Raw genomic sequence first — 20,158 nt, forward strand, 5'->3', positions numbered from 1 at the left:
TTATCGAAAAATCGCCATAGTGCGCGCCGCCCTGCTCCGCAACCACACGGGATAGGCACACGTCAGGCGGCGGCACACACCTTGATCGCTTCCGGCTCGCGGCGGGCTGGGCCTTTCTGGAAACGTGCAAAATAGCCCTTGATGTCAGGCCTCTCGATATATTCGACCAATACGTATCCGACCGCCTCGAACTCGCAGAACAGCAGGGTGTGCGGCAAGCCGTGGCTGCCCGCCCGGCTTTCGCTCTCGACCACCACGATCTGCCCGCCCGCATTCAAGGCCGGCCACATGTTCCACAGGAAGGCATAGGGCTCGGTCACCTCGTGGTACATGTGGACCATGAAGATGCGGTCGAAGCTGTCAGGGGGGAGCTGCGGATTGTCTATGGCGCCGAGCTTAATCGAGATGTTCTCGAGCCGCTCGCGCTCGACCCGGCGGCCGAGGCGGTCCAGGGCCTCGCGGCTGATGTCCTGCGCCAGCACCCGCCCGTCCTTGCCGACCCGCTCGGCGAGGCGAACGGTGTAATAGCCCTCCCCCGCCCCCAAATCGGCGACGGTCATGCCCGGCCGCATGTCGGCGAGGTCCATCACAACCTGCGCCTCGCCGCGCTCGTCGCGGGCATCCTCATTCGAGAACTGGTTGGAGACCACAGCGGCAACCTTGCGATCGGGCGCGGGAAAGGCGAGCGCGGTTTCGGGGCGCTGGGGCCCGCCCGCCGCCATCCGGTCGCAGCCACCGGCAAGTCCCGCGCCGAGCACGGCCACAATGCCAAGCAGCGCGCGTGCGGAGATCATCGGCCTACTCGACGTCCTCGATTTCGACCTTCTCGCCCGTCACGCGCTGTGCGAGCGCGGCCGAGATGAAGGGATCGATGGCGCCGTCGAGCACCGCGTCGGGCGTGTTCGAGACGACCCCGGTCCTGAGGTCCTTGACCATCTGGTAGGGCTGCAACACGTAGGAGCGGATCTGGTGGCCCCAGCCGATGTCGCTTTTTGCGGAATGCTCGGCGCTGGCAGCCTCTTCGCGCGCGCGCATCTCGGCCTCGTAGAGCCGCGCCTTGAGCATGTTCATCGCGATTTCGCGGTTCTTGTGCTGGCTGCGGTCCTGCTGGCTGGCGACGACGATGCCGGTCGGCTGGTGGGTGATGCGCACCGCCGAATCCGTGGTGTTGACGTGCTGTCCGCCCGCGCCGGACGCGCGGTAGGTGTCGATCTTGAGGTCGGCGGGGTTGATCTCGATCTCGAAGCTGTCGTCGATCACCGGATAGACCCACACGCTCGAGAAGCTGGTATGGCGCCGCGCCGACGAGTCATAGGGGCTGATGCGGACAAGGCGGTGGACGCCGCTCTCGGTCTTGGCGTAGCCATAGGCGCCGTCGCCCTTGATGAGCAGCGTCGCCGACTTGATCCCCGCCTGTTCGCCTGCCTGATACTCGACCGTCTCGACCTTGAAGCCGCGCCGTTCGGCCCAGCGGCCGTACATCCGGAACAGCATCTCGGCCCAGTCCTGGCTCTCGGTGCCGCCTGCGCCGGCGTGGATTTCGAGATAGGTGTCGTTGCCGTCCGCCTCGCCAGAGAGCAGCGCCTGGACCTTGTCCGCGTCCGCCCGGTCGGCCAGCGCGGCGAGGGTCGCAAGGCCGTCCTCGACGATCGCGTCCTCGCCCTCGGCCTCGCCCATCTCGATGAACTCGACCGCATCGGCCATTTCGGCGGCGATCTCGTTCACCGTGTTGACCGCCGTCTCGAGCGTCTTCTGCTCGCGGCTGATCGCCTGCGCCTGCTTGGGATTGTCCCACAGGTTCGGGTCCTGCACCCGCGCGTTCAGCTCGTCCAGACGGCGCAGCGCGCGCTCCCAGTCGAGCGACAGGCGCACCAGCGCCAGCGCGGCCTCGATCCGGTTAATGTAAGCCTGGGCCTCGGCCCGCATGGGACAATCCTTCGACGGGTAAGCGTGATGAGGCCGAAGCGCTTAGCGCTGCCGGCGCGATTGTAAAGCGCGCGGGGCGCCTACTTCTTCCTGAGCGCCTTCACCGCGGCAAGGGTCTGTTCGACATGGCCGCGATAGTCGGGGTTCGAATGGACCGCCACGATCCTGCCGTCCTGCGCGATGACGTAGGAGGTGCGCGAGGTGAGGCCCGATGTGCCGAGCGCCACGTCATAGGCCTTGGCGACATCGGCGCTGGCGACGCCGACGGGGAATGCGTCGCGGCATTCCTTGCGGCTGAAATCCTTGAGGGTGGCTATGTCATCCGCCGACATCCCGATGACGCTTGCGCCGGCTGCCTTGAACTGCGGCATCGCCTCGGCAAAGGCATTGGCCTCGAGCGTGCAGCCCCGGGTGAAGGCCTTGGGGTAGAAGTACAGCACCACCGGCCCCTTCGCGAGCGCGGCCTTCAAAGCGAAGCCGAACTCCTTGCCGGCGAGCGCCGCCCTGGTGGAGAAGACCGGCGCCTTGCTCCCCTTGGGAAGCTCGGCCGAGGCGGAAGAGGCGCTGGCGAGACCTGCCAGAGCGAGGGCCGCGAAGGCGGCGTTGCGAAGCTGTTTCATGCGCTCTCCAACGTGGGTGCTTGGCGAAGTGTTCCAGCCGGCTTCAGTCGATGCCGCCTTCCTCGAGATAATCGGGCTCCTCCACCACCGCGCTCTCGGCGCTCTGGCGGCCGGCGCGGATCAGGGCGAGGATCTCGTTGCGCTTGGCGGCGATCGCGTCCTGGCGGGTGTAGCGCTCGGGCTCGGTGTCGGGCTTGAAGGCTTCCCAGATGATCGCCGACTTGGGATCGTCGGTCGGCCAGCCTTCGAACACCCGCTTGCCGGAGCGGCGATCGATCCGCACCATGCGCACGCCGGTTGGCGCGACGGGCGGGAGATCGGACCACTTGTCGCGGGTCTTCTCGATCAGGCTCTTTATGATCGGCGCGGAGATCGTGCCGCCGAAGGCATAGCCGCCCATGTTGCGCGGCTGGTCGAAGCCGACATAGGCGCCGGCGATCATTGCTTGCGTGCCGCCGATGAACCAGACGTCCTTAGGGCCGGTGGTGGTGCCCGTCTTGCCGAACAGCGGCAGGCCGAGTGAATTGAGCACGGTCGCCGTGCCGCGGCTCACCGCGCCGCGCAGCATGTGCATCACCTGGAAGGCGGTGCGCGCGTCCATGGCCTGGGTGCCGCGCGGCCCGAAGCGCGGCATCGGCTTGCCGTCCCACTTCGCCATGTTGCACCCGCGGCACTCGCGGTTGTCGGACCGCCACAGCACCTTGCCACGCCGGTCCTGCACGTAGTCGATCACGGTCGGCGGGTTCAGCCGTCCGAAATTGGCGAGCGCGGCGTAGGCGGCGACCATCTTGGTGAGGGTCGTCTCCCCGGCGCCCAGTGCGGTGGATGGATAGGCCGGGAACTTGCCGATCCCGACCTTCTCGATCTCGCGCACGACATTGTTCATGCCGGCCGTCATGCCGATCTGCACGGTCATGATGTTCTGCGACTGCTCGAGCCCGTAGCGCATCGGGTGCTGCCCGCCCGCGCCGCGTCCGCCGCGGATGCACTTTTCGCCCAGCCCTGCGCCCTGGTAGTAACAGAAGCGCGAATTGTCGATCTGGGTCGACGGGGTCATCCCGCTGTCGAGTCCTGCGGCATAGACGAAGGGCTTGATGGTCGAGCCTGGCTGGCGGAGCGCCTGGCTGGCGCGGTTGAAGTCCGACAGGCGGTGGTCGAAACCGCCCTGCATCGCCAGGATCCGGCCCGACTGCGCCTGCTCCACCACCAGCGCGCCCTGCGCTTCGGGGATGGTGCGCACGCCCCAGGCGTTGCCGACCGGGGCGGCGGCGATCACGTCGCCGGCCTTCAGCCGGTCGGGCAGTCCGGTCAGCGGCGCTTCCTCGCCATTGGCAAAGCCGATCCGCGCGCTCGAACCGCTGCGCTGGGTGACGACGCCCACGCGCCAGTCCTTGTAGCTTATCCCGAGCGGCGAGGATTGGAGGCGGCTCGCCCACTTGCCGTCATCCACATCGAGCGTGGCAATCGGGGCCTTCCAGGCGCGCCCGCCCTGATAGCGCAGAAGGCCCTCGCGCAGCGCGTCACGCGCGGCCATCTGCATGGCGGGATCGAGGCTGGTGCGCACCCACAGTCCGCCGGCATAGACCGAATTGGGCCCATCCTCGGCGGTTTCGCCGAAACGCTCGATGAGCTCGCGGCGTACCTCCTCGAGGAAGTAGCCGGCATCGACGCTGCGTTCGCGGCGCTGGGTGACGAGACCCAGCGGCTGGGCGGAAGCGGCGGCCTTCTGCGCAGCGGTGATGAAGCCGTTCTTCTCCATCTGGTCGAGCACGAAGTTGCGCCGGGCAATCGCGGCCTCTTCCTGTCCACGGCGCCCGTAGCGCTCGGGCGCCTTGGGAAGGATCGCGAGGAACGCCATCTCGTGCAGCTCAAGCTGATCGACGTCCTTGTCGAAATAGGCGCGCGCGGCCGCCTGCACCCCGAAGGAGCGGCGGCCGAGCGGGATCTCGTTGAGATAGAGCTCGAGGATCTCCTGCTTGGTCAGCACGCCCTCGATACGGCCGGCAAGGATCATCTCCTTGAGCTTGCGGGTCACCGAATACTCGTCGCCCAGGAGCAGGTTCTTGGCGACCTGCTGGGTGATGGTCGACCCGCCCACCGCGCGCTCGCCCGTGCCGGCCTTGCGGGCATAGTCGAACACTGCGTTGGCCGTGCCGAGATAGTCGATCCCGCCGTGGCTGAAAAAGGTCTTGTCCTCGGCCGAAAGATAGGCCTCGATGAGCTTCTGCGGGAAATCGGCATATTGCAGCTGCACCCGCCGCTCGCGCGCGTAGGAGTGGACGATCTCGCCGTCGATCCCGCGCACCACCGTGGGGAGCGGCGTCTCGTAGGTGAGCAGCGCTTCCGCCTCGGGCAGGTCGCTGGCGAGCCACACGAAGACCGCGATCCACAGGGCCAGCGCGAGACCGAAGCCGATCGCCACCAGCTTGAACAGGAAGCTGGTCCGCCAGCGCTCGCGGAACCACGCCAGCGCACCGCCGACGTCGCGGTTCACGCGGTAGCGCAGATAGGCCCAGGCATTCGGCTTGTCGGAGGCGGGGGGCGTCTCGGTCATGAACGGGCGGCAACTAGCACGCGGGGATCGGCCAAGGCTAGCGGCTTTCGCCCGGCGCGGACGCACCGGAGCCAGCTTCGCTGCGGCGGGCGAGATGGATGCGGATCGCGCGGCCGAGCACCTGCGCATATTGCGCCCGGCCCTCGCGGGTGGTGAGCCGCGCCCGGTCGGTGAGGTTGGTGACGAAGCCGCTCTCGAACAGCACCGAGGGCACGTCGGGCGCACGCAACACCGCGAGCGCGGCGGCGCGCCTGGGCTGCGGAATGAAGGGCAGCGTGCCGGCACCCTCGCGCAGCACCAGCGCGGCGAAGTCGAGCGCCTCCTCCTGCGTGCGCTGCTGCGAAAGCTCGACGAGGATGGTGCTCACCGCGGCGCTCTGGCCCGCGATGGTGATGCCGTTCAGGCGGTCGGCGTCGTTCTCGCGCGCGGCGAAGCGCGCCGCCGCCTCGCTCGAGGCAGCATTGGAGAGCGTGTAGATGCTCGCCCCGCTCACCTCCTCCTTCTCCCCCGCAGAATCCGCGTGGATCGAGATGAAGAGGCTCGCCTCCAGGCGGCGCGCGATCTCGGGGCGATAGGCCAGCGGCAGGATGCGGTCGTCCGAGCGGGTCAGTGCGACGCGGATGCCGCCCTGCCTGAGGAGTTCGTCGCGCAGCGCCAGCGCGAGCGCGAGGGTGATTGCCTTTTCCTCGAAGCGGCGGCCCTCCGGATCGGTGCCGATCGCGCCGGGATCGCGCCCGCCATGCCCGGCGTCGATCACCACCAGCGGGCGCGACGGGTCGTCGGGCCCGGCGATCGGCGGCAGTTCAAGCGGCACCGCCGGCGCCTCCTCCCCCTCACCTGCCACGGCGAAGCGCAGCACGTATTCGCGCCCCCAGACCGGCACCGGAATTGCCTGCCCCGTCACCCTCGCCCCGCCGACCAGCGCGAGCGGCACCAGCAGCACGATCAGCAGGAGGGTGCGGTAACTCATCGTCCGTGCGGCTTACGTTCTCGCCCGAAGGAAACGCAAGAGAGTTGCGGGGTTTGCCCCACAGTGCTAGCGATGGCCCCATGGAGGCTGCCCTGAGGCGCGATGCGCCCCTCCGGCTTGCCTCTTGCGCCGGGGCACACTCCTTTTTCCGCTTCCCGGTCCAGTACAGGTTGATGCAGTGACGATACGTTTTTCCCGACAGGCGAGCAGGATGCGTGACCAACGCGTGCTCGCCATTGCGGGTCAGGACGCGGCAATGCGCCGCACGTGCGTCGCTGCAGACACGAGCTTCGCGCTGAGCGCCATCGGCCCTCGCAGCGCGATTTCCCCTTCCGGCATCGCTTTCGGGCCGGCCGGTCCATCACAATATGCGCGCCCCCACCGTCCGCACACGCGGGCAAGGCCGGGCGCATGGAGACTATTCAATGGCAACGCGCATGCTCATCGATGCGCGCCACCCGGAAGAAACCCGGGTGGCGGTTCTGCAAGGCAACCGGATTGAGGAATTCGACTTTGAATCTGCCGAACACAAGCAGATCAAGGGCAATATCTATCTCGCCAAGGTAACCCGGGTCGAGCCCTCGCTGCAGGCGGCTTTCGTCGACTTCGGGGGCAATCGCCACGGGTTCCTCGCCTTCAGCGAAATCCACCCCGACTACTACCAGATCCCCAAGGCCGACCGCGACGCGCTTCTGGCCGAGGAGGCCGAGGCCGCCGAGGAAGAAGAACGCCTGCGCGCCGAGGAAGAGGCCGAGGGCATCGCGCCCGGCGCCGAATATGACGCCGAGGACGACAGCGGCGAAGCGCTCGCCGAGGACTTTGCCGAAAACGGCGTCGAGGAAGTCGACACCTCCGACAAGGACGAGGTCGCCACCATCGAGGGTGGCGCTTCGGACGACGAGGAATCCCCGGACGAGGACAACGGCGACAGCGAAGAAGCGTCCGAAGACCGCGAAGGGGCTGAGGAACGTCGCGGCCGTGGTCGCGGTCGTCGCCGTCAGGGCAAGGGTGACAAGGGCGGTGACGGCAAGGGCCGCAGCCGCGCCAAGCAGGTCGACGAAGTGCGCGCCAAGCGCATGGCGCTGCGCCGCCGCTACAAGATTCAGGACGTCATCCAGCGCCGCCAGGTGCTGCTCGTCCAGGTCGTCAAGGAAGAGCGCGGCAACAAGGGCGCGGCGCTGACCACCTATCTCAGCCTCGCGGGCCGCTACACCGTGCTCATGCCCAACTCGTCGCACGGCGGCGGGATCAGCCGCAAGATCAGCTCGACCAGCGATCGCAAGCGGTTGAAGGAAATGGTCTTGGACCTGAAGCTCCCCAAGACCATGGGTCTCATCGTCCGCACCGCCGGCATGAGCCGCACCAAGCCCGAGATCAAGCGCGACTTCGATTACCTCGCCCGCGTCTGGGACGAGATCCGCGAGAAGACCCTCGCCTCGGTCGCGCCCGCGCTGATCCACTCCGACAGCGACCTCATCAAGCGCGCGATCCGCGACATCTACAACAAGGAAATCGAGGAAGTCGTCGTCGAGGGCGAGGAAGGCTACAAGTCGGCCAAGGCCTTCATGAAGCTCCTCATGCCCAGCCACGCGCGGCGGGTGAAGGCCTATTCCGATCCCGTGCCGCTGTTCCAGCGCTATGGCGCCGAAGACCAGCTGCGCGCGATGTACGACCCGATGGTGCAGCTGAAATCCGGCGGCTACCTCATCATCAACCCGACCGAGGCGCTGGTGTCGATCGACATCAACTCCGGCCGCTCCACCAAGGAGCACGGGATCGAGGCGACCGCGCTCCACACCAACCTCGAAGCGGCGCGGGAGATCGCCCGCCAGCTGCGTCTGCGCGACATGGCTGGCCTCGTCGTCATCGACTTCATCGACATGGAGTACCCCTCCAACGTCCGCAAGGTCGAGAAGGCGGTGAAGGAGGCGCTGAAGAACGATCGTGCGCGCATCCAGGTCGGCCGGATCAGCTCGTTCGGCCTGATGGAAATGAGCCGCCAGCGCCTGCGCACCGGCGTGCTCGAAGCGACCACCCGCCCCTGCCCCCATTGCGACGGCACCGGCCTCGTGCGCACCGCCTCCTCGGCGGGCCTCTCGGCGCTGCGCCTGATCGAGGACGAGGCGGCCAAGGGCAAGGGGACGATCATTCGTCTCGGCGCGAGCACCGAGGCGGCGATCTACCTCCTCAACGAAAAGCGCGCCGATCTCGTCGAGATCGAGCAGCGCTACGGCGTTTCGGTCGAGGTGGTGCCGGAAGGCGAGCAGGAAGGCGCGAAGATGAGCGTCTCGAGCGCCGGGCCCCGCCCGCTCCACGCGCCCAAGTTCGAGCCGATCGTCGACGATGAGGACGATGCCGACCTCCCCGAGGAGGACGACGAGGACTTCGCCGAGGACGAGGCCGAGGATCGCGAGGCGCGCCAGCCGCGTCGCGAGCGGTCCGAGCGCGGCGATGGCGAGGATGCCCATGACGAAGGCAACGGTCGCAAGAAGAAGCGCCGGCGTCGGCGCGGCGGCCGCAATCGCAATCGCGACCGCGAGGATGGCGCCGAAGGCGAGAACGGCGACGAGCGGGACGCCGAGGGCGAGCGCGACAGCGACGCCGAGATCGGTGACGAGGCCGCGATCCGCGACGACAGCGGCACCGACGAGGGCGAAAACCGCCCGAAGAAGCGCCGCCGCCGGGGCGGTCGCGGGCGCAAGCGCCGTGAGGATGGCGAGGTCGAACCGCAGGGCGATGCGGACGAGAGCCTGCCGCGCGGCGAGGAGGCCGATGCCGACTCGCAGCCGGCGCCCGAGGCTGCGGACCTGATTGCTGCCGAAGCCCCCGCGCTTCCCGCCGAGCCCGAAGGCGAAGCCGAAGCACCGGCCGAGGACGTGCCGCCTGCCAAGCCCAAGCGCGTCCGCGCGCCGCGCAAGAAGAAGGAGGCCGCGCCGGTCGCAGCCGAGGAGGCACCCGCCGAACTCGCGCCCGAACTCGCCGCCGCTGCCGCCGACGCGGATTCCGCACCGGCGGATGCGGAGGCCCCGGCCGAAAAACCCAAGCGCAAGCGTGCCCCGCGCAAGGCGAAGGCCGCGGCCAGCGAGGCCGCCGAGGCTGTCTCGCAGCAGGTCGCCGAGGACATGGCGGTGATCGCCGGACCGGACGATGCCCCGCAGACCGCCGAAGCCATGGCCGAGGACAGCGCGCCGCAGCAGGACGCCCCTGCCGCAGACGCAGCACCCGAACCCGAGGCCAAGCCGCGCCGCGGCTGGTGGCAGCGCACCTTCGGCGAATAGGCCGCAGCGACATCATGAAGGGGCAAGGGCGGGTAGAGCGATCTATCCGCCCTTTTCCTTGCATCTGGCCCGCGCCCTTCACCGCCCTCCCGCCGGCGGGAGATCGGCCTGCGTCGGCCTCAGTCCCGCTTGCGCGCGACTCCCCACTCCATCCATCCGGCAAAGCGCGGCGCCTTGGGCGTGTAGCCCGAGGCACACGACTCGACGGCGAAGCCCGCCGCCGTCAGCGCTGCGGCGATTGGCCGGGTCAGATGGCAGCCGCCCGCGAGGCGTTTCCACACGGGCTCGATCCGTCCCTGCCAGCGCTGCACTTGCGGGTCGGGCGCGCGGCCGTGCTCGAGGAACAGCACCCCGCCACCGGGCCGCAGGATGCGGCGCACCTCGCGCATGACCTGACCGGGGTCCTCGACCGAGCAGAGGGTGAAGGTGCACACCACGCAGTCGAAGCCCTCGTCCGGGAAGGGAATGGCCTCGCCCCAGGCCTGCCGCATGTCCGCTTGCCAGCCCTTTTGCCGCGCGGCGGCGCGCGCTTCGTCAAGCAGGCCCTCGTGCGGGTCGATGCCGGCATAGGACGTGATCGCCGCACGGTCATAGAAAGCCTGGTTGATCCCGCCGCCGCAGCCAAGCTCGAAGACATCGCCGCGCGCCAGCGGCACCACCGCCGCACGGCGCTTCATCACCTGACCCTGCGAACAGGCGCAGGTGATGAGCCGCGGCATGACGTTCGCCTCGTACCAGCCGCTCAGCCCCATATGTCCGCCCCCTCCGTCGGCACGCATAGCGCAACACCGGGGCGCTTCCAACGTCGCTTGTCGAATTCGGCTTCGCCGCGCCAGGCCAGGATGTTACCTTGGCGCATGGACCTCACATCCCGCGCCGCGCCGCCCCCTGCCCCGCGTTTCCACCCGCGCCTCTGGGTCGCGGCGGCCGGCCTGCTGCTGGTCCCGGCCGCGGCGATGCTCGTCACTCGCGAAGTCGACTGGGGACCGGGCGATTTCGCCATGGCCGCCGCGCTCCTCGCCGGATTGTGCCTCGGGGTCGAGGCCGCGCTGCGCTGGCTCGGCACGCCCCTGTCGCGCATCGCCGGGGTTGGGCTTGCGGTGATCGTGTTCCTCGCGGTCTGGGCCGAGCTCGCCGTCGGGATTTTCGACTAGGGCAGGACCTCGTCGCCGCGAAAGTCGAACACCCGTCCAGATTGCGCCGGGGTAAGGCCTGCCAGCACACCGAGCAGGTTCGCCGCGGCATCCCCGGGCTGCGTCAACTGCCCCTCGCGCAGGCCCGACTGGAAGGGCTGCGACAAGGCGCTGTCGACCGTTCCCGGATGGAGGCCCACGACCACGGCTTCGGGATGGGTGCGCGCCATCTCGATCGCAAGGTTCCTGAGCAGCATATTGAGCGCCGCCTTGCTCGCGCGGTAGGAATGCCATCCGCCGAGCCGGTTGTCCGAGATCGAGCCCACCCGCGCCGAGAGCGCCGCGAAGGTGAAGGCCCGGGCGCGCGGCATCAGCGCAAGGCAGTGCTTGGCGATCAGCGCCGGGCCGATGGCGTTCAATGCGAAGACCTGCGCCATTGCCGCCGCATCGAGCCGCCTGTAGCTGCGCTCCGGCCCCGTGCCGTCAGCGAGCGTCAGCACGCCGGTGGCGACGATGATCCATTCGGGCGGCTCTCCTCGCATCAGCTCGGCGGCGGCAGCGATGCTCGCCTCGTCGGTGAGATCGAAGGCGAAGGGCACCTCCCCCGCGAGGCCCAGCCCCCCGCCCCGGCGCGAGCCTGCGTAGAGCCGCGCGCAGCCACGCGCCGCCAGGCCCTCGCACAGAGCGCAGCCGATGCCGCCGCTCGCGCCGAACACCGCCGCGCTGCGCGGCCACGCTTCCACCCGTTCCGGTTCCACCATGCGGGCCAAGCGCGCGAGGCCTGGGCTTGGTTCCCCGCATGACGCGGGGGTCAACGCCTGTGCGAAACCCTGCAACACTTGACAGGCCGCCCGCGCTTGCGCCCTCCGGCAATGCCGCTAAGTAGGGCGACACGCGAAAACCGGGATCAGCAATGGCAACCTTCACTCTCCCCAAGAATTCCAAGATCCGCAATGATGGCCAGGTCCACAAGGCCCAGGGTGGCCGGGTGAAGTCGTTCAAGATCTACCGCTACGATCCCGACAGCGGCCAGAACCCGCGCTACGACAAGTTCGAGCTCGACCTCGACCAGTGCGGGCCGATGGTTTTGGACGCCCTGTTCAAGATCAAGAACGAGGTCGATCCCACCCTCACCTTCCGCCGCTCGTGCCGCGAGGGGATTTGCGGGTCGTGCTCGATGAACATCAACGGTAAGAACGCGCTCGCCTGCACCACCGCGATCGAGGACCTGAAGGGCGAGATCCGCATCACCCCGCTGCCGCACATGGACGTGATCAAGGACCTCGTGCCCGACTTCACGCACTTCTACGCGCAATACGCCTCGATCCGCCCCTGGCTCCAGACCGTCAGCACCACGCCTTCGGGCAAGGAGCGGCTGCAATCGCCCGAACAGCGCGAGAAGCTCGACGGGCTCTACGAGTGCATCCTGTGCGCCTGCTGCTCGACCTCGTGCCCGAGCTACTGGTGGAACTCGGACAAGTTCCTTGGGCCCGCGATCCTGCTCCAGGCTTACCGCTGGCTGGCCGACAGCCGCGACGAGATGACCGGCGAGCGGCTCGACGATCTCGAGGACCCCTTCCGCCTCTATCGCTGCCACACCATCATGAACTGCGCGAACGTGTGCCCCAAGGGCCTCTCGCCCGCCAAGGCGATCGCCGAAACCAAGAAGATGCTGGCCGAGCGCGCGATCTGATATTGTGGCGCTGAAGGACGACGTTTTCGAACACGGGCCGGACCCGGCAAACCCGGGCTGGCGGCACTGGAACCTCAAGGACGAGACGCTGTTCAACGGCGCGGTGATGGGCAAGCTCATCACCCGCGTGGATGCCGACGGCAAGGCGCGCCTCAGGATGTTCCCCGAGCGCCGCCACGAAAACCTGTCGGGCGTCATCCACGGCGCGATCATCCTGTCGCTGATCGACATCTCGCTGTTTGTGACGATGCACACGATCGGCACCGGCAATGCCGGCCCGTCGGTGACACTCGAACTTTCGACGCAGTTCGTGGGCGGCGGCGATCCCAAGCGGCCGCTCGATGCCGTGACCGAGATCGTGCGCGAGACCGGCAAGCTGGTCTTCGTGCGCGGGATGGTGGTGCAGGAGGACGAGACCGTCGCCAGCTTCTCCGGCATCGTGCGCAAGATGCTGCCGCGCGGCTGACGTGCCGGGCCTCCTCGCCCGCTATGACGCGCTGATCGCCAGCGGAGAGCTGCGCGCCGACCCCGATCAGCGCGCGGCCGCGGAGCGACTGGCAGCGCTTCAGGACGCGCTGGAGGCCGAGGCGCCATCGGGCGGCTTCCTTGGCAAGCTCTTCGGCAGGAAGCCCGAGCCGCCGCGCGGCCTCTACCTGTGGGGCGGCGTCGGGCGCGGCAAGTCGATGCTGATGGACCTGTTCGTCGACACGCTCGCGCTCGCGAAAAAGCGCCGGGTCCACTTCCACGCCTTCATGCTCGATCTCGACCGGCGCGTGACCGACGCGCGCAAGGCCCAGCGCGCCGATCCGCTGATCGCGGTGGCGGAGGACATGGCCGAAGAGGTGCGGTGCCTGGCCTTCGACGAGATGGTCGTCACCAACACCGCCGATGCCGCGATCATGGGCCGGTTCTTCACGGCGCTTATGGCGGCGGGCACGGTGATCGTCACCACCTCCAATCGGCCCCCACGCGATCTCTACAAGGACGGCCTCAACCGCTCGCTGTTCCTGCCCTTCATCGACCTCGTCGAGGCGCGCATGGAGGTGCTGAGCCTCAACGGCCCGACCGACTACCGGCTGGACCGGATCGGCAGCCTCGCGATGTGGCACGCGCCCCTCGGCGAGGCCGCGACCGAACAGGTTCGCGAGGCGTTCTTCCGCCTCACCGACTTCGCCCCCGAAGATGCGGCCAACGTGCCGTCGGGCGAGCTCGATCTTGGGGGCGGACGCACGCTCCACGTTCCTAAATGCCTCAAGGGCGTCGGCGTGTTCAGCTTCAAGAAGCTGTGCGCAGAAAACCGCGGCGCGGCGGATTACCTCGCGGTGGCGCGGGCGTTCCACACCGTCATTCTCGTCGGCATTCCGAAAATGGGGCCGGAGAACCGCAACGAAGCGATCCGCTTCACAAAGCTGATCGACGCGCTCTACGAGCACCGCGTGAAGCTGTTCGTCACCGCCGCGGCGCTGCCGGAAGACCTCTATCAGGCCGGCGACGGCGCTTTCGAGTTCGAGCGGACGGTCAGCCGCCTGAACGAGATGCAGAGCGCCGACTACATGGCGCTGGGCCACGGGAAGGAAGATTAGGCGCTCACCCCGAGCCGCCCCAGCGACTTCTCAAGCATCAGCAGCTGCCACAAGGTCCGCGAATGATCCGCGCGTCCACCGATATGCGCCTCGGCCATGGCCGCGATCGCTTTCGCATCGAAGAACCCCGTCTGCGCCAGACTGCCCGAAGCAATCCCCCGCGAAGCGTCAGCGAGCGGCCCCCTCAGCCATTCGGCGATCGGCGTCACGAAACCCTGTTTGGGCCGGTAGAGGATGTCGTGGGGCAGATAGCGTTCGAGCGTCTTCTTCAGCAGATACTTGCCGATGCCCCCCTGCACCCGCATCCCCTCGGGCAGGCGCGCGGCGAACTCCACAAGCCGGTGATCGAGCAGCGGCTCCCGCGCTTCGAGGCTCACCGCCATGCTGGTGCGGTCCACCTTGGTGAGGATGTCGCCGGGCATCCAGAAGGTAAGATCGGCATATTGCGCGCGGTCAAGGCCAGAGCGACCCGGCGCCGAGCGCATCAGGGCGATCAGCTCGTTTTCGGCGCGGAAGCCGTCGAGGCTGGCGGCAAAGCTCTCCGCGTATAGCGCCCGGCGAGCGTCCGGCAGGGTCACCGAGAGGCCGCGGGCGTAGCCCTCCTCCCCGCTCTCGGCGAGCGCGAGCAGGGTCGCCTTGGCGCGCAGGGGGCGCGGGGCCCAGTCGGCCTTGGGCCAGGCGCGGCCCAGCGCGCCGAACAGCGGGGCACGCAGACCCGCCGGCAGAATGCCGCGGGCCCGCTCCTCGTGGTGGTGGAACACCTGGCGGCGGTATCCGGCAAAGGCCTCGTCCGCCCCGTCGCCCGAGAGCGCCACCGTCACCCGCTCGCGCGCCAGCTGGCACACGCGCCAGGTGGGCAGCGCCGAGGCATCGGCGAAGGGCTCGTCGAACATCGCGGCAAGGGCATCGATGGCGGCGAAATCATCGGTGGCGACGATCCGCTCCTGATGGTCCGCCCCGAACTTCGCCGCCACCTGACGGGCGTAGGAGGTCTCGTCATAGGCCGCGACATCGAAGCCGATCGAGCAGGTCTGGACCGGCTTGTGCGAAGCCTCGGCCATGAGGGCGACCACGCCCGAGGAGTCCACGCCTCCCGACAGGAACGCGCCGAGCGGCACGTCGGCGACCATGCGAGAGCGCACGCCCTCGCGCAGCAGGTGGACGAGCTGGGCGGAAAGATCGGCCTCGCTCCCGCGCTCGCGCTCGGCGAAGGATATGTCCCACCAGCGCTGCGGACGGCCGGGGGCGCGGCCCTGCTCCATCAGCCAGAAGTGGCCGGCGGGGAGCTTCTCGACCCCGGCGAGGATCGAATGCGTGTCGGGCACATAGCCCCACGCCATGTAGGCCTCGATTGCCTGCGGGTTCACCCGGCGGCGCAGCAGCGGGTGGGCAAGGAGGCCCTTCAGCTCCGAGGCGAAGGCGATGCTCCCGTCGGAAAGGTGGGCCAAGAACAGTGGCTTCACCCCGAAGCGGTCGCGCGCCAGGAACAGCCGGCGGGTGGCGATGTCGAAGATCGCAAAGGCGAACATCCCGTCGAGGCGCGACAGGCAGTCTGGCCCCCACTTCTGCCACGCCGCGAGGATCACCTCGGTGTCCCCGCTCGTGCGGAAGGTGAAGCCCGCCTGCTCCAGTTCGCGGCGCAGCTCGCGGAAGTTGTAGATCTCGCCGTTGAAGACGATCACCGCGCGCCCGTCGGCCGAATGCATCGGCTGGGGGGACCCGGCGATGTCGATGATCGAGAGACGCCGGTGGCCGAGCCCCACGCCCTGATTGGTCCACACGCCCGACCCGTCGGGCCCGCGATGCGCGAGCGCGTCGGTCATCCGGGCGATCCGCGCGGGATCGACCGGCTTGGGGGTTTCGGCATGGAAGATCCCGGCAATCCCGCACATCGCTGGATGGGCCTAGAGGAGCATGGTCAGCGCGGCAACGCCCGCCATCGCGACGATCGCACCCGCCGCCCTGCCGGGCGAGACGCGCAAGGCCTCGGCGCGGGTGAGCCAGGCCCAGCCGGCGATCGTCTCGGGCGGCCAGCCGTGGCTCTCCGGCTCGCGCTCGACGAAGCGCCACGCCGCGCCGAGCAGGATGGCAAGGACGATGGCGAAGAACACCCAGCCATAGACGATGTGGTCGAAACCAGTGGCCCGCTCGGCGCCGACGAACTGCGCGACATAGATCGTGGCGAAGGCGCGCACCCCGTTGGCGAGGATCGGCACGATGACGCAGGCCGCAATGAAAGCCGCGCGGGTGGTCCAGCGGCGCAGGCGGGTGGCGCAGACCAGCACGCCAAGCGCCACCATCGCGATCAGGAACTTCACGCCCGAGCACGCCTCGGCGACGATGAACAGCCCCGCCGGGGTGTGGATGTGGATCCCCTCGATCCGCGCCGGCACTCCGGCGAAGTGGACGAGCGCGATGGCGATGTCGGCGGTGATTGCCTGGAGCGGGGGGATGATCTCGTCGCCGAAGGGCACGAGGAAGGCAGCGAAGGCCAGCGGCACGGCCAGCACGAGGCTGGCGCGCAGGCCGATGACGGTGACGACCGCCGCCTGCACCGCGCCCACCGCTCCCGCCTGGGCGAGGAGATTGACGCCGAGCGCCTCGCCCGCCCGCCACAGCGCGAGTCCCGCCGCCACAGCGCCGAGCGCGGGCCAGAAGGGCTGCGGGCTCAGCGCGGCAAGTTCGCGCGCCTTCAGGCCGACCAGCCAGGCGATGATGAAGGGGACGAGCAGCAGGTGGTTGTAGGTGTCGATGTTCCACCACTGGTGGAGCATCGCGCCCCACGCCCCGGCGGTGACGGCGACCAGCGCGAGTACCCCAAGCGCGAGCCCCGCAAGCGGCGCGCGCCAGGCAGCGGGCAGCGCCGCGTGCCGCGCCGCGGGAAGTGCGGCGGCCTCAGGCGGCATGGCGACGGCCGTCCTGCGGCGCACCGAGCAGCCCGGCCAGCGGGCTCAGCATCGCCTCCCAGTCGTGGTGGCCCAGCACGAAACGGCGCGCCGCCCCGCCGAGGCGGGTGACGGCCTCGGGATCGCTCAGGAGCAGTTCGATCCGCGCCGCCATCGCCGCCGGGTCGGGCGGGCAGACCAGCCACTGCGCACCGTCCTCGGCGGCGATGCCGGTGGCGGCCTCGGGCGTCAGCACCACGGGCCGCGCCATCGCCATCGCCTCCAGGACCTTGTTCTGCACCCCGCGCGCGATCAGCAGCGGGGCGAGCACGGCGTCGGCAGCGGCGAGGAAGGGGCGCACGTCCGCGACCGCGCCCCACACGCGCACGCCGGGCGCGCCATCATGCGCCATCAGCCGCGAAGTCGGGCTGCGGCCGACGACGTGGAAGGTCGCCTGCGGCAGCCGGGCGCGCAGCACCGGCAGAAGCGCCTCGATCACCCACAGCGCCGCCTGCTCGTTCGGGCGGTAGTCCATCTGCCCGGTGAAGACGAAATGCGGGCCGGGGCGCGCGGCCAGATCGGGGTGCGGGGCGGTTGCGGCAGGATCGAAGAAGGCTGCGTCAATGCCGTTGCCCATGACTTCGATGCGGACCGCCGCCGGATCGGTCAGACGCGAGCGGTAGAGCGCCGCCTCGGCCTCGGAGATGAGGATCGTCGCATCGGCCCGCCGCCCCAGCCGCTCCTCCTCGCGCCCCAGCAGCCGCGCCTCGCGGGCGTTGAGCCACACCCGCTCGCCGGCGGCAGCGTAGGAGGCGAACTTGGCGCTGTCGACGTCGCACAGGTCGACGATCACCGGGCCGGTGAAGTCGTCGGGCACATATTGCCCCATCTGCCCGGAGAAGACGACGATCGCCTCGATCCGGTGCTCAGCGATCGTGCGGCGCACCCACGCCTCGAGCGCGCGGCTGTGGAAGGCGGTGAGGCTGACCGGCTTACCCGCCAGCACCGCCTCGAGGCCGGCAAGCGGCAGCGGCTTGGTGCGCGCCGCGACATGGTGCGATGCCGCGAGAGCGGCGAGCGCCCCCTCCCCCACGCCGTCCTCCGCCGCGAAGCAGCCGACATGGACCGGCCCGAGCCGCGCCAGCGCCTTCAGCAGGTGATGCGCGCGGATCCGGTCGCCCCGGTCGGGTGGAAAGGGGACGCGGTGGGCAAGGAACAGGATGCCGCCCATCAGGCGAGCCCGCGCGCGATCCACGGGCCGAGCGCATTGGCGAGCGGCAGCGGCAGCTTCTTCCAGGCCTCGATCTTGCGGCTGTAGCCGGCATCGGTGGGGTCGATGTTGCGCTGGCGTGTGCCGGGCGCGGTCCAGGCGGCATAGGTCAGCGGCTCGGGGAAGAAGCCCCAGTTCTTCTTGAAGGCGTAAGGTCCGCTCCCGGTCTTGGAGCGGCCGAAATCGAAGCGGGCCATCCCTTGGCGGCGCGCGTGGAGCATCAGCTCGTAATACATCACCTCGTTGGCCCGCGCGGCGCGCGCGGCGAAGGTGCCGCCGCCCCAGAAGGGCATGACCGCGCCGCCATGGTAGAAGCTGAGGACGCTCGCCAGCGGGGTCTTGTCCGACCAGACGGTGAGAATGTCGCTATTGTCCGGAAAGGCCGCGAGCATCGCGCGGAACAGGGCGCGCGGGAAGACCGGCGTGCCGAGATTGCGCACGCTCTGTGCATAGCAGGCATAGTGCGCGGCAAGATCGCCCGGCCCCCGCCCCACCGTCACCCGGTGGCCCAGCCCCAGGCCCTTCCTCACCTCGGCGCGGGCCTTCCGCGGGATCGCCAGCAGCTCGGCCTCGTCGTCGGCCGCGAGCGCGCGTTCGAAGCCGCAATGCTTGTCGGACCAGCTCGCCCAGCCCTGCGGCACCGGGCCGCCGCGCAGCTCGATCCCAGGAAACCGGGCGCGAAGGGCGTAGCCCTGAGCGCCCTCGGCCAGCGCCTGCGCGGCCTCTTCGCCGCAGGCGAGGAGGCCGCCCCCCACCCCGAAGCCGCTCGAGACCAGCGCCTTGCCGAACAGCGCCGAGCGCACCGCTGTGAGCGGCAGCCAGCCGGTCAGCGTGCCCATGCGCTCGGCGACGAGACCCTCGGCGCGCTGGCCGGTGCCGGCCTCGACCGCCATCAGCCAGGCCGGGCGGTGGAACAGGCTCGCGCCCATTTCGGCGACGAAGCCCTCGATGCGCGCGCGCTCGCCCGGATCGGCGAGATCGGCGCGCCGCACGCCGGTCGCGGCCTTGACGGGCGCGTTCATGCGACGACCTCTGAGCAACCCGCGAAATCGACCGTCCGCAGCGCCTCGATCGCGGCGAGATCGTCCATCCGTCCCCAGGCGAATTCGCCCACCAGCTCGCGCAGCTTGCCCGCCATGCGGGCGAGCCCGGTGTAATGCCTGAGGCGCGAGCGCACCGGGGCATGGCCGACGCGCGGCTGGTCGGGATCGACCTCCCACGGGTGGAAATAGAACACCGCCGGGCGCGCCTCCTCGCGGTTCACCTGCCGGATCGCCCAGCGCGAGAAGGCATAGGGCAGCACCCGAAAGAAGCCCCCGCCACCCGCCGCGACGCGGCGCCCGCCCAGCATCGCCGTGGTCACCGGGATCTCGATCAGGGGCGAGTCGGCAAGGGGGCGGAAGGCGAAGCGCGGCGCCTCGGGCCAGCCGTAGTGGTCGTGAACCACCGGCGCGACGCTCGAGGAATAGGCATAGCCCTGCTCTGCGAGGATATCGAAGGCCCAGGGCGTGCGGTGGTCGATCGAGAAGCTCGGCGCGCGGTAGCCGGTGACCGCCACGCCGGCGCAATCCTCGATGATCGCGCGTGCCCTGGCGATGTCCTCGGCGAATTCGGCGGGCGTGAAGGTGAATACCCGGGCGTGGTCATAGCCGTGGCTAGCGATCTCGTGCCCGGCATCCACGATGCGGCGGATCATCGCCGGATGGCGGCCCGCCACCCAGCCCAACGTGAAGAAGGTCGCCTTGACGTCCGCCTCGGCGAAGAGGTCGATGACGCGGTGGACATTGTCCTCGACGCGGGTCTTGAGCGTATCCCACGCGTCCCGGGCGATGACGTTCTCGAAAGCGCCGACCTGGAACCAGTCCTCGACATCGACCGACAGGCCGTTGACGAGCCGGGCTGGATCGTGGGGCGGCAGGTGGAAGCTTGCGTTCATCGTCACGCGGCCCTGCGCGACGGGTCTTCCTCGAGCCATTCGATCAGCATGGTGAGCACGTGGCGGAAGGACTGCTCGTGCTCCTCGAGCCGCGCCTCGATGCGCTCCAGCGCAGCGGCAAGCCGGGCCTCGGCGGCAGCTGCCTCGGCGGGCGAGACGGCCGCGCCGTCATCGGCGGGACGGCCGAGGCCTGCGGCCTGCAATTCGCTGATCGCCGCCTCGAGCTCGGCGGTGCGCGCGTCACGCTCGGCGAGGAGCGCGGCCACTTCGGTCGCGGGCACGCCCGTCGGTGCGGGAGGCGGCGCGGGTG

17 protein-coding genes and 1 pseudogene are annotated in these 20,158 nt (G+C 69.4%); 5 read left to right on the forward strand and 13 right to left on the reverse strand.

What is annotated here, in order from left to right; genetic code table 11:
* Positions 1-62 precede the first annotated feature (62 nt).
* The 5 genes from OPU67_RS09885 to OPU67_RS09905 form a co-directional block, all read right to left on the reverse strand.
* On the reverse strand, positions 63-794 hold the full coding sequence (locus tag OPU67_RS09885; protein ID WP_267619370.1) for a class I SAM-dependent methyltransferase: 732 nt from the start codon (positions 792-794) through the stop codon (positions 63-65).
* Between the two features lie 4 nt (positions 795-798).
* A complete protein-coding gene (gene prfB, locus OPU67_RS09890) occupies positions 799-1,926 on the reverse strand; it encodes a peptide chain release factor 2 (RefSeq protein WP_267619371.1) in 1,128 nt (375 codons plus the stop codon).
* An 80-nt stretch (positions 1,927-2,006) separates the two neighbouring features.
* On the reverse strand, positions 2,007-2,546 hold the full coding sequence (locus tag OPU67_RS09895) for a peroxiredoxin (protein WP_267619372.1): 540 nt from the start codon (positions 2,544-2,546) through the stop codon (positions 2,007-2,009).
* 43 nt (positions 2,547-2,589) lie between these two features.
* Positions 2,590-5,100 (reverse strand): penicillin-binding protein 1A, encoded by a 2,511-nt coding sequence (locus tag OPU67_RS09900; protein WP_267619373.1) that lies wholly within the window; start codon positions 5,098-5,100, stop codon positions 2,590-2,592.
* 37 nt (positions 5,101-5,137) lie between these two features.
* Positions 5,138-6,070: an N-acetylmuramoyl-L-alanine amidase family protein gene (locus tag OPU67_RS09905; protein WP_267619374.1), complete on the reverse strand. Its 933-nt coding sequence runs from the start codon at positions 6,068-6,070 to the stop codon at positions 5,138-5,140.
* 425 nt (positions 6,071-6,495) lie between these two features.
* Between OPU67_RS09905 and OPU67_RS09910 the strand changes: the two genes are divergently transcribed.
* The gene (locus tag OPU67_RS09910) at positions 6,496-9,348 is read left to right on the forward strand and encodes an Rne/Rng family ribonuclease (RefSeq protein WP_267619375.1); all 2,853 of its coding nucleotides are present in this window, start codon (positions 6,496-6,498) and stop codon (positions 9,346-9,348) included.
* Between the two features lie 119 nt (positions 9,349-9,467).
* Here OPU67_RS09910 and OPU67_RS09915 read toward each other — a convergent pair whose 3' ends face one another.
* The gene (locus OPU67_RS09915; protein ID WP_267619376.1) at positions 9,468-10,100 is read right to left on the reverse strand and encodes a class I SAM-dependent methyltransferase; all 633 of its coding nucleotides are present in this window, start codon (positions 10,098-10,100) and stop codon (positions 9,468-9,470) included.
* A 105-nt stretch (positions 10,101-10,205) separates the two neighbouring features.
* Here OPU67_RS09915 and OPU67_RS09920 point away from each other — a divergent pair, with 105 nt between their 5' ends.
* Positions 10,206-10,502 (forward strand): hypothetical protein, encoded by a 297-nt coding sequence (locus OPU67_RS09920; RefSeq protein WP_267619377.1) that lies wholly within the window; start codon positions 10,206-10,208, stop codon positions 10,500-10,502.
* On the opposite strand, the gene OPU67_RS09925 is transcribed toward OPU67_RS09920, so the two are convergent.
* On the reverse strand, positions 10,499-11,242 hold the full coding sequence (locus OPU67_RS09925) for an SDR family NAD(P)-dependent oxidoreductase (RefSeq protein WP_267619387.1): 744 nt from the start codon (positions 11,240-11,242) through the stop codon (positions 10,499-10,501). The two genes, OPU67_RS09920 and OPU67_RS09925, sit on opposite strands and share 4 nt — an antisense overlap.
* Positions 11,243-11,394: 152 nt before the next feature.
* Between OPU67_RS09925 and OPU67_RS09930 the strand changes: the two genes are divergently transcribed.
* From OPU67_RS09930 to zapE, 3 genes are read left to right on the forward strand one after another with little or no spacing between them, the layout of a single operon-like run.
* A complete protein-coding gene (locus tag OPU67_RS09930; protein ID WP_267619378.1) occupies positions 11,395-12,174 on the forward strand; it encodes a succinate dehydrogenase iron-sulfur subunit in 780 nt (259 codons plus the stop codon).
* Between the two features lie 4 nt (positions 12,175-12,178).
* A complete protein-coding gene (locus tag OPU67_RS09935) occupies positions 12,179-12,640 on the forward strand; it encodes a PaaI family thioesterase (protein ID WP_267619379.1) in 462 nt (153 codons plus the stop codon).
* A 1-nt stretch (position 12,641) separates the two neighbouring features.
* The gene (gene zapE / locus OPU67_RS09940) at positions 12,642-13,757 is read left to right on the forward strand and encodes a cell division protein ZapE (protein WP_267619380.1); all 1,116 of its coding nucleotides are present in this window, start codon (positions 12,642-12,644) and stop codon (positions 13,755-13,757) included.
* Here zapE and OPU67_RS09945 read toward each other — a convergent pair.
* The 6 genes and pseudogenes from OPU67_RS09945 to OPU67_RS09970 all read right to left on the reverse strand — a co-directional run.
* Positions 13,754-15,649, reverse strand: a complete 1,896-nt coding sequence (locus tag OPU67_RS09945; RefSeq protein WP_267619381.1) for an XrtA/PEP-CTERM system amidotransferase — start codon at positions 15,647-15,649, stop codon at positions 13,754-13,756. The genes zapE and OPU67_RS09945 overlap by 4 nt on opposite strands.
* A 12-nt stretch (positions 15,650-15,661) precedes the next feature.
* Positions 15,662-16,663, reverse strand: a complete 1,002-nt coding sequence (gene xrtA, locus OPU67_RS09950) for an exosortase A (RefSeq protein WP_267619382.1) — start codon at positions 16,661-16,663, stop codon at positions 15,662-15,664.
* Positions 16,653-17,873 (reverse strand): TIGR03087 family PEP-CTERM/XrtA system glycosyltransferase, encoded by a 1,221-nt coding sequence (locus OPU67_RS09955; RefSeq protein ID WP_267619383.1) that lies wholly within the window; start codon positions 17,871-17,873, stop codon positions 16,653-16,655. The genes xrtA and OPU67_RS09955 overlap by 11 nt, the downstream gene beginning before the upstream one ends.
* Complete coding sequence (locus OPU67_RS09960) at positions 17,873-18,934, reverse strand: FemAB family XrtA/PEP-CTERM system-associated protein (protein WP_267619384.1); 1,062 nt, start codon at positions 18,932-18,934, stop codon at positions 17,873-17,875. The genes OPU67_RS09955 and OPU67_RS09960 overlap by 1 nt, the downstream gene beginning before the upstream one ends.
* A complete protein-coding gene (locus OPU67_RS09965) occupies positions 18,931-19,848 on the reverse strand; it encodes an XrtA system polysaccharide deacetylase (RefSeq protein WP_267619385.1) in 918 nt (305 codons plus the stop codon). Before OPU67_RS09965 ends, OPU67_RS09960 begins: the two co-directional genes overlap by 4 nt.
* A gap of 2 nt (positions 19,849-19,850) precedes the next feature.
* Positions 19,851-20,158 (reverse strand): annotated as a pseudogene (locus tag OPU67_RS09970) (hypothetical protein); the annotation flags it as partial.

It is taken from the genome of Erythrobacter sp. WG, assembly GCF_026586795.1.
Taxonomy (GTDB): Bacteria; Pseudomonadota; Alphaproteobacteria; order Sphingomonadales; family Sphingomonadaceae; genus Erythrobacter.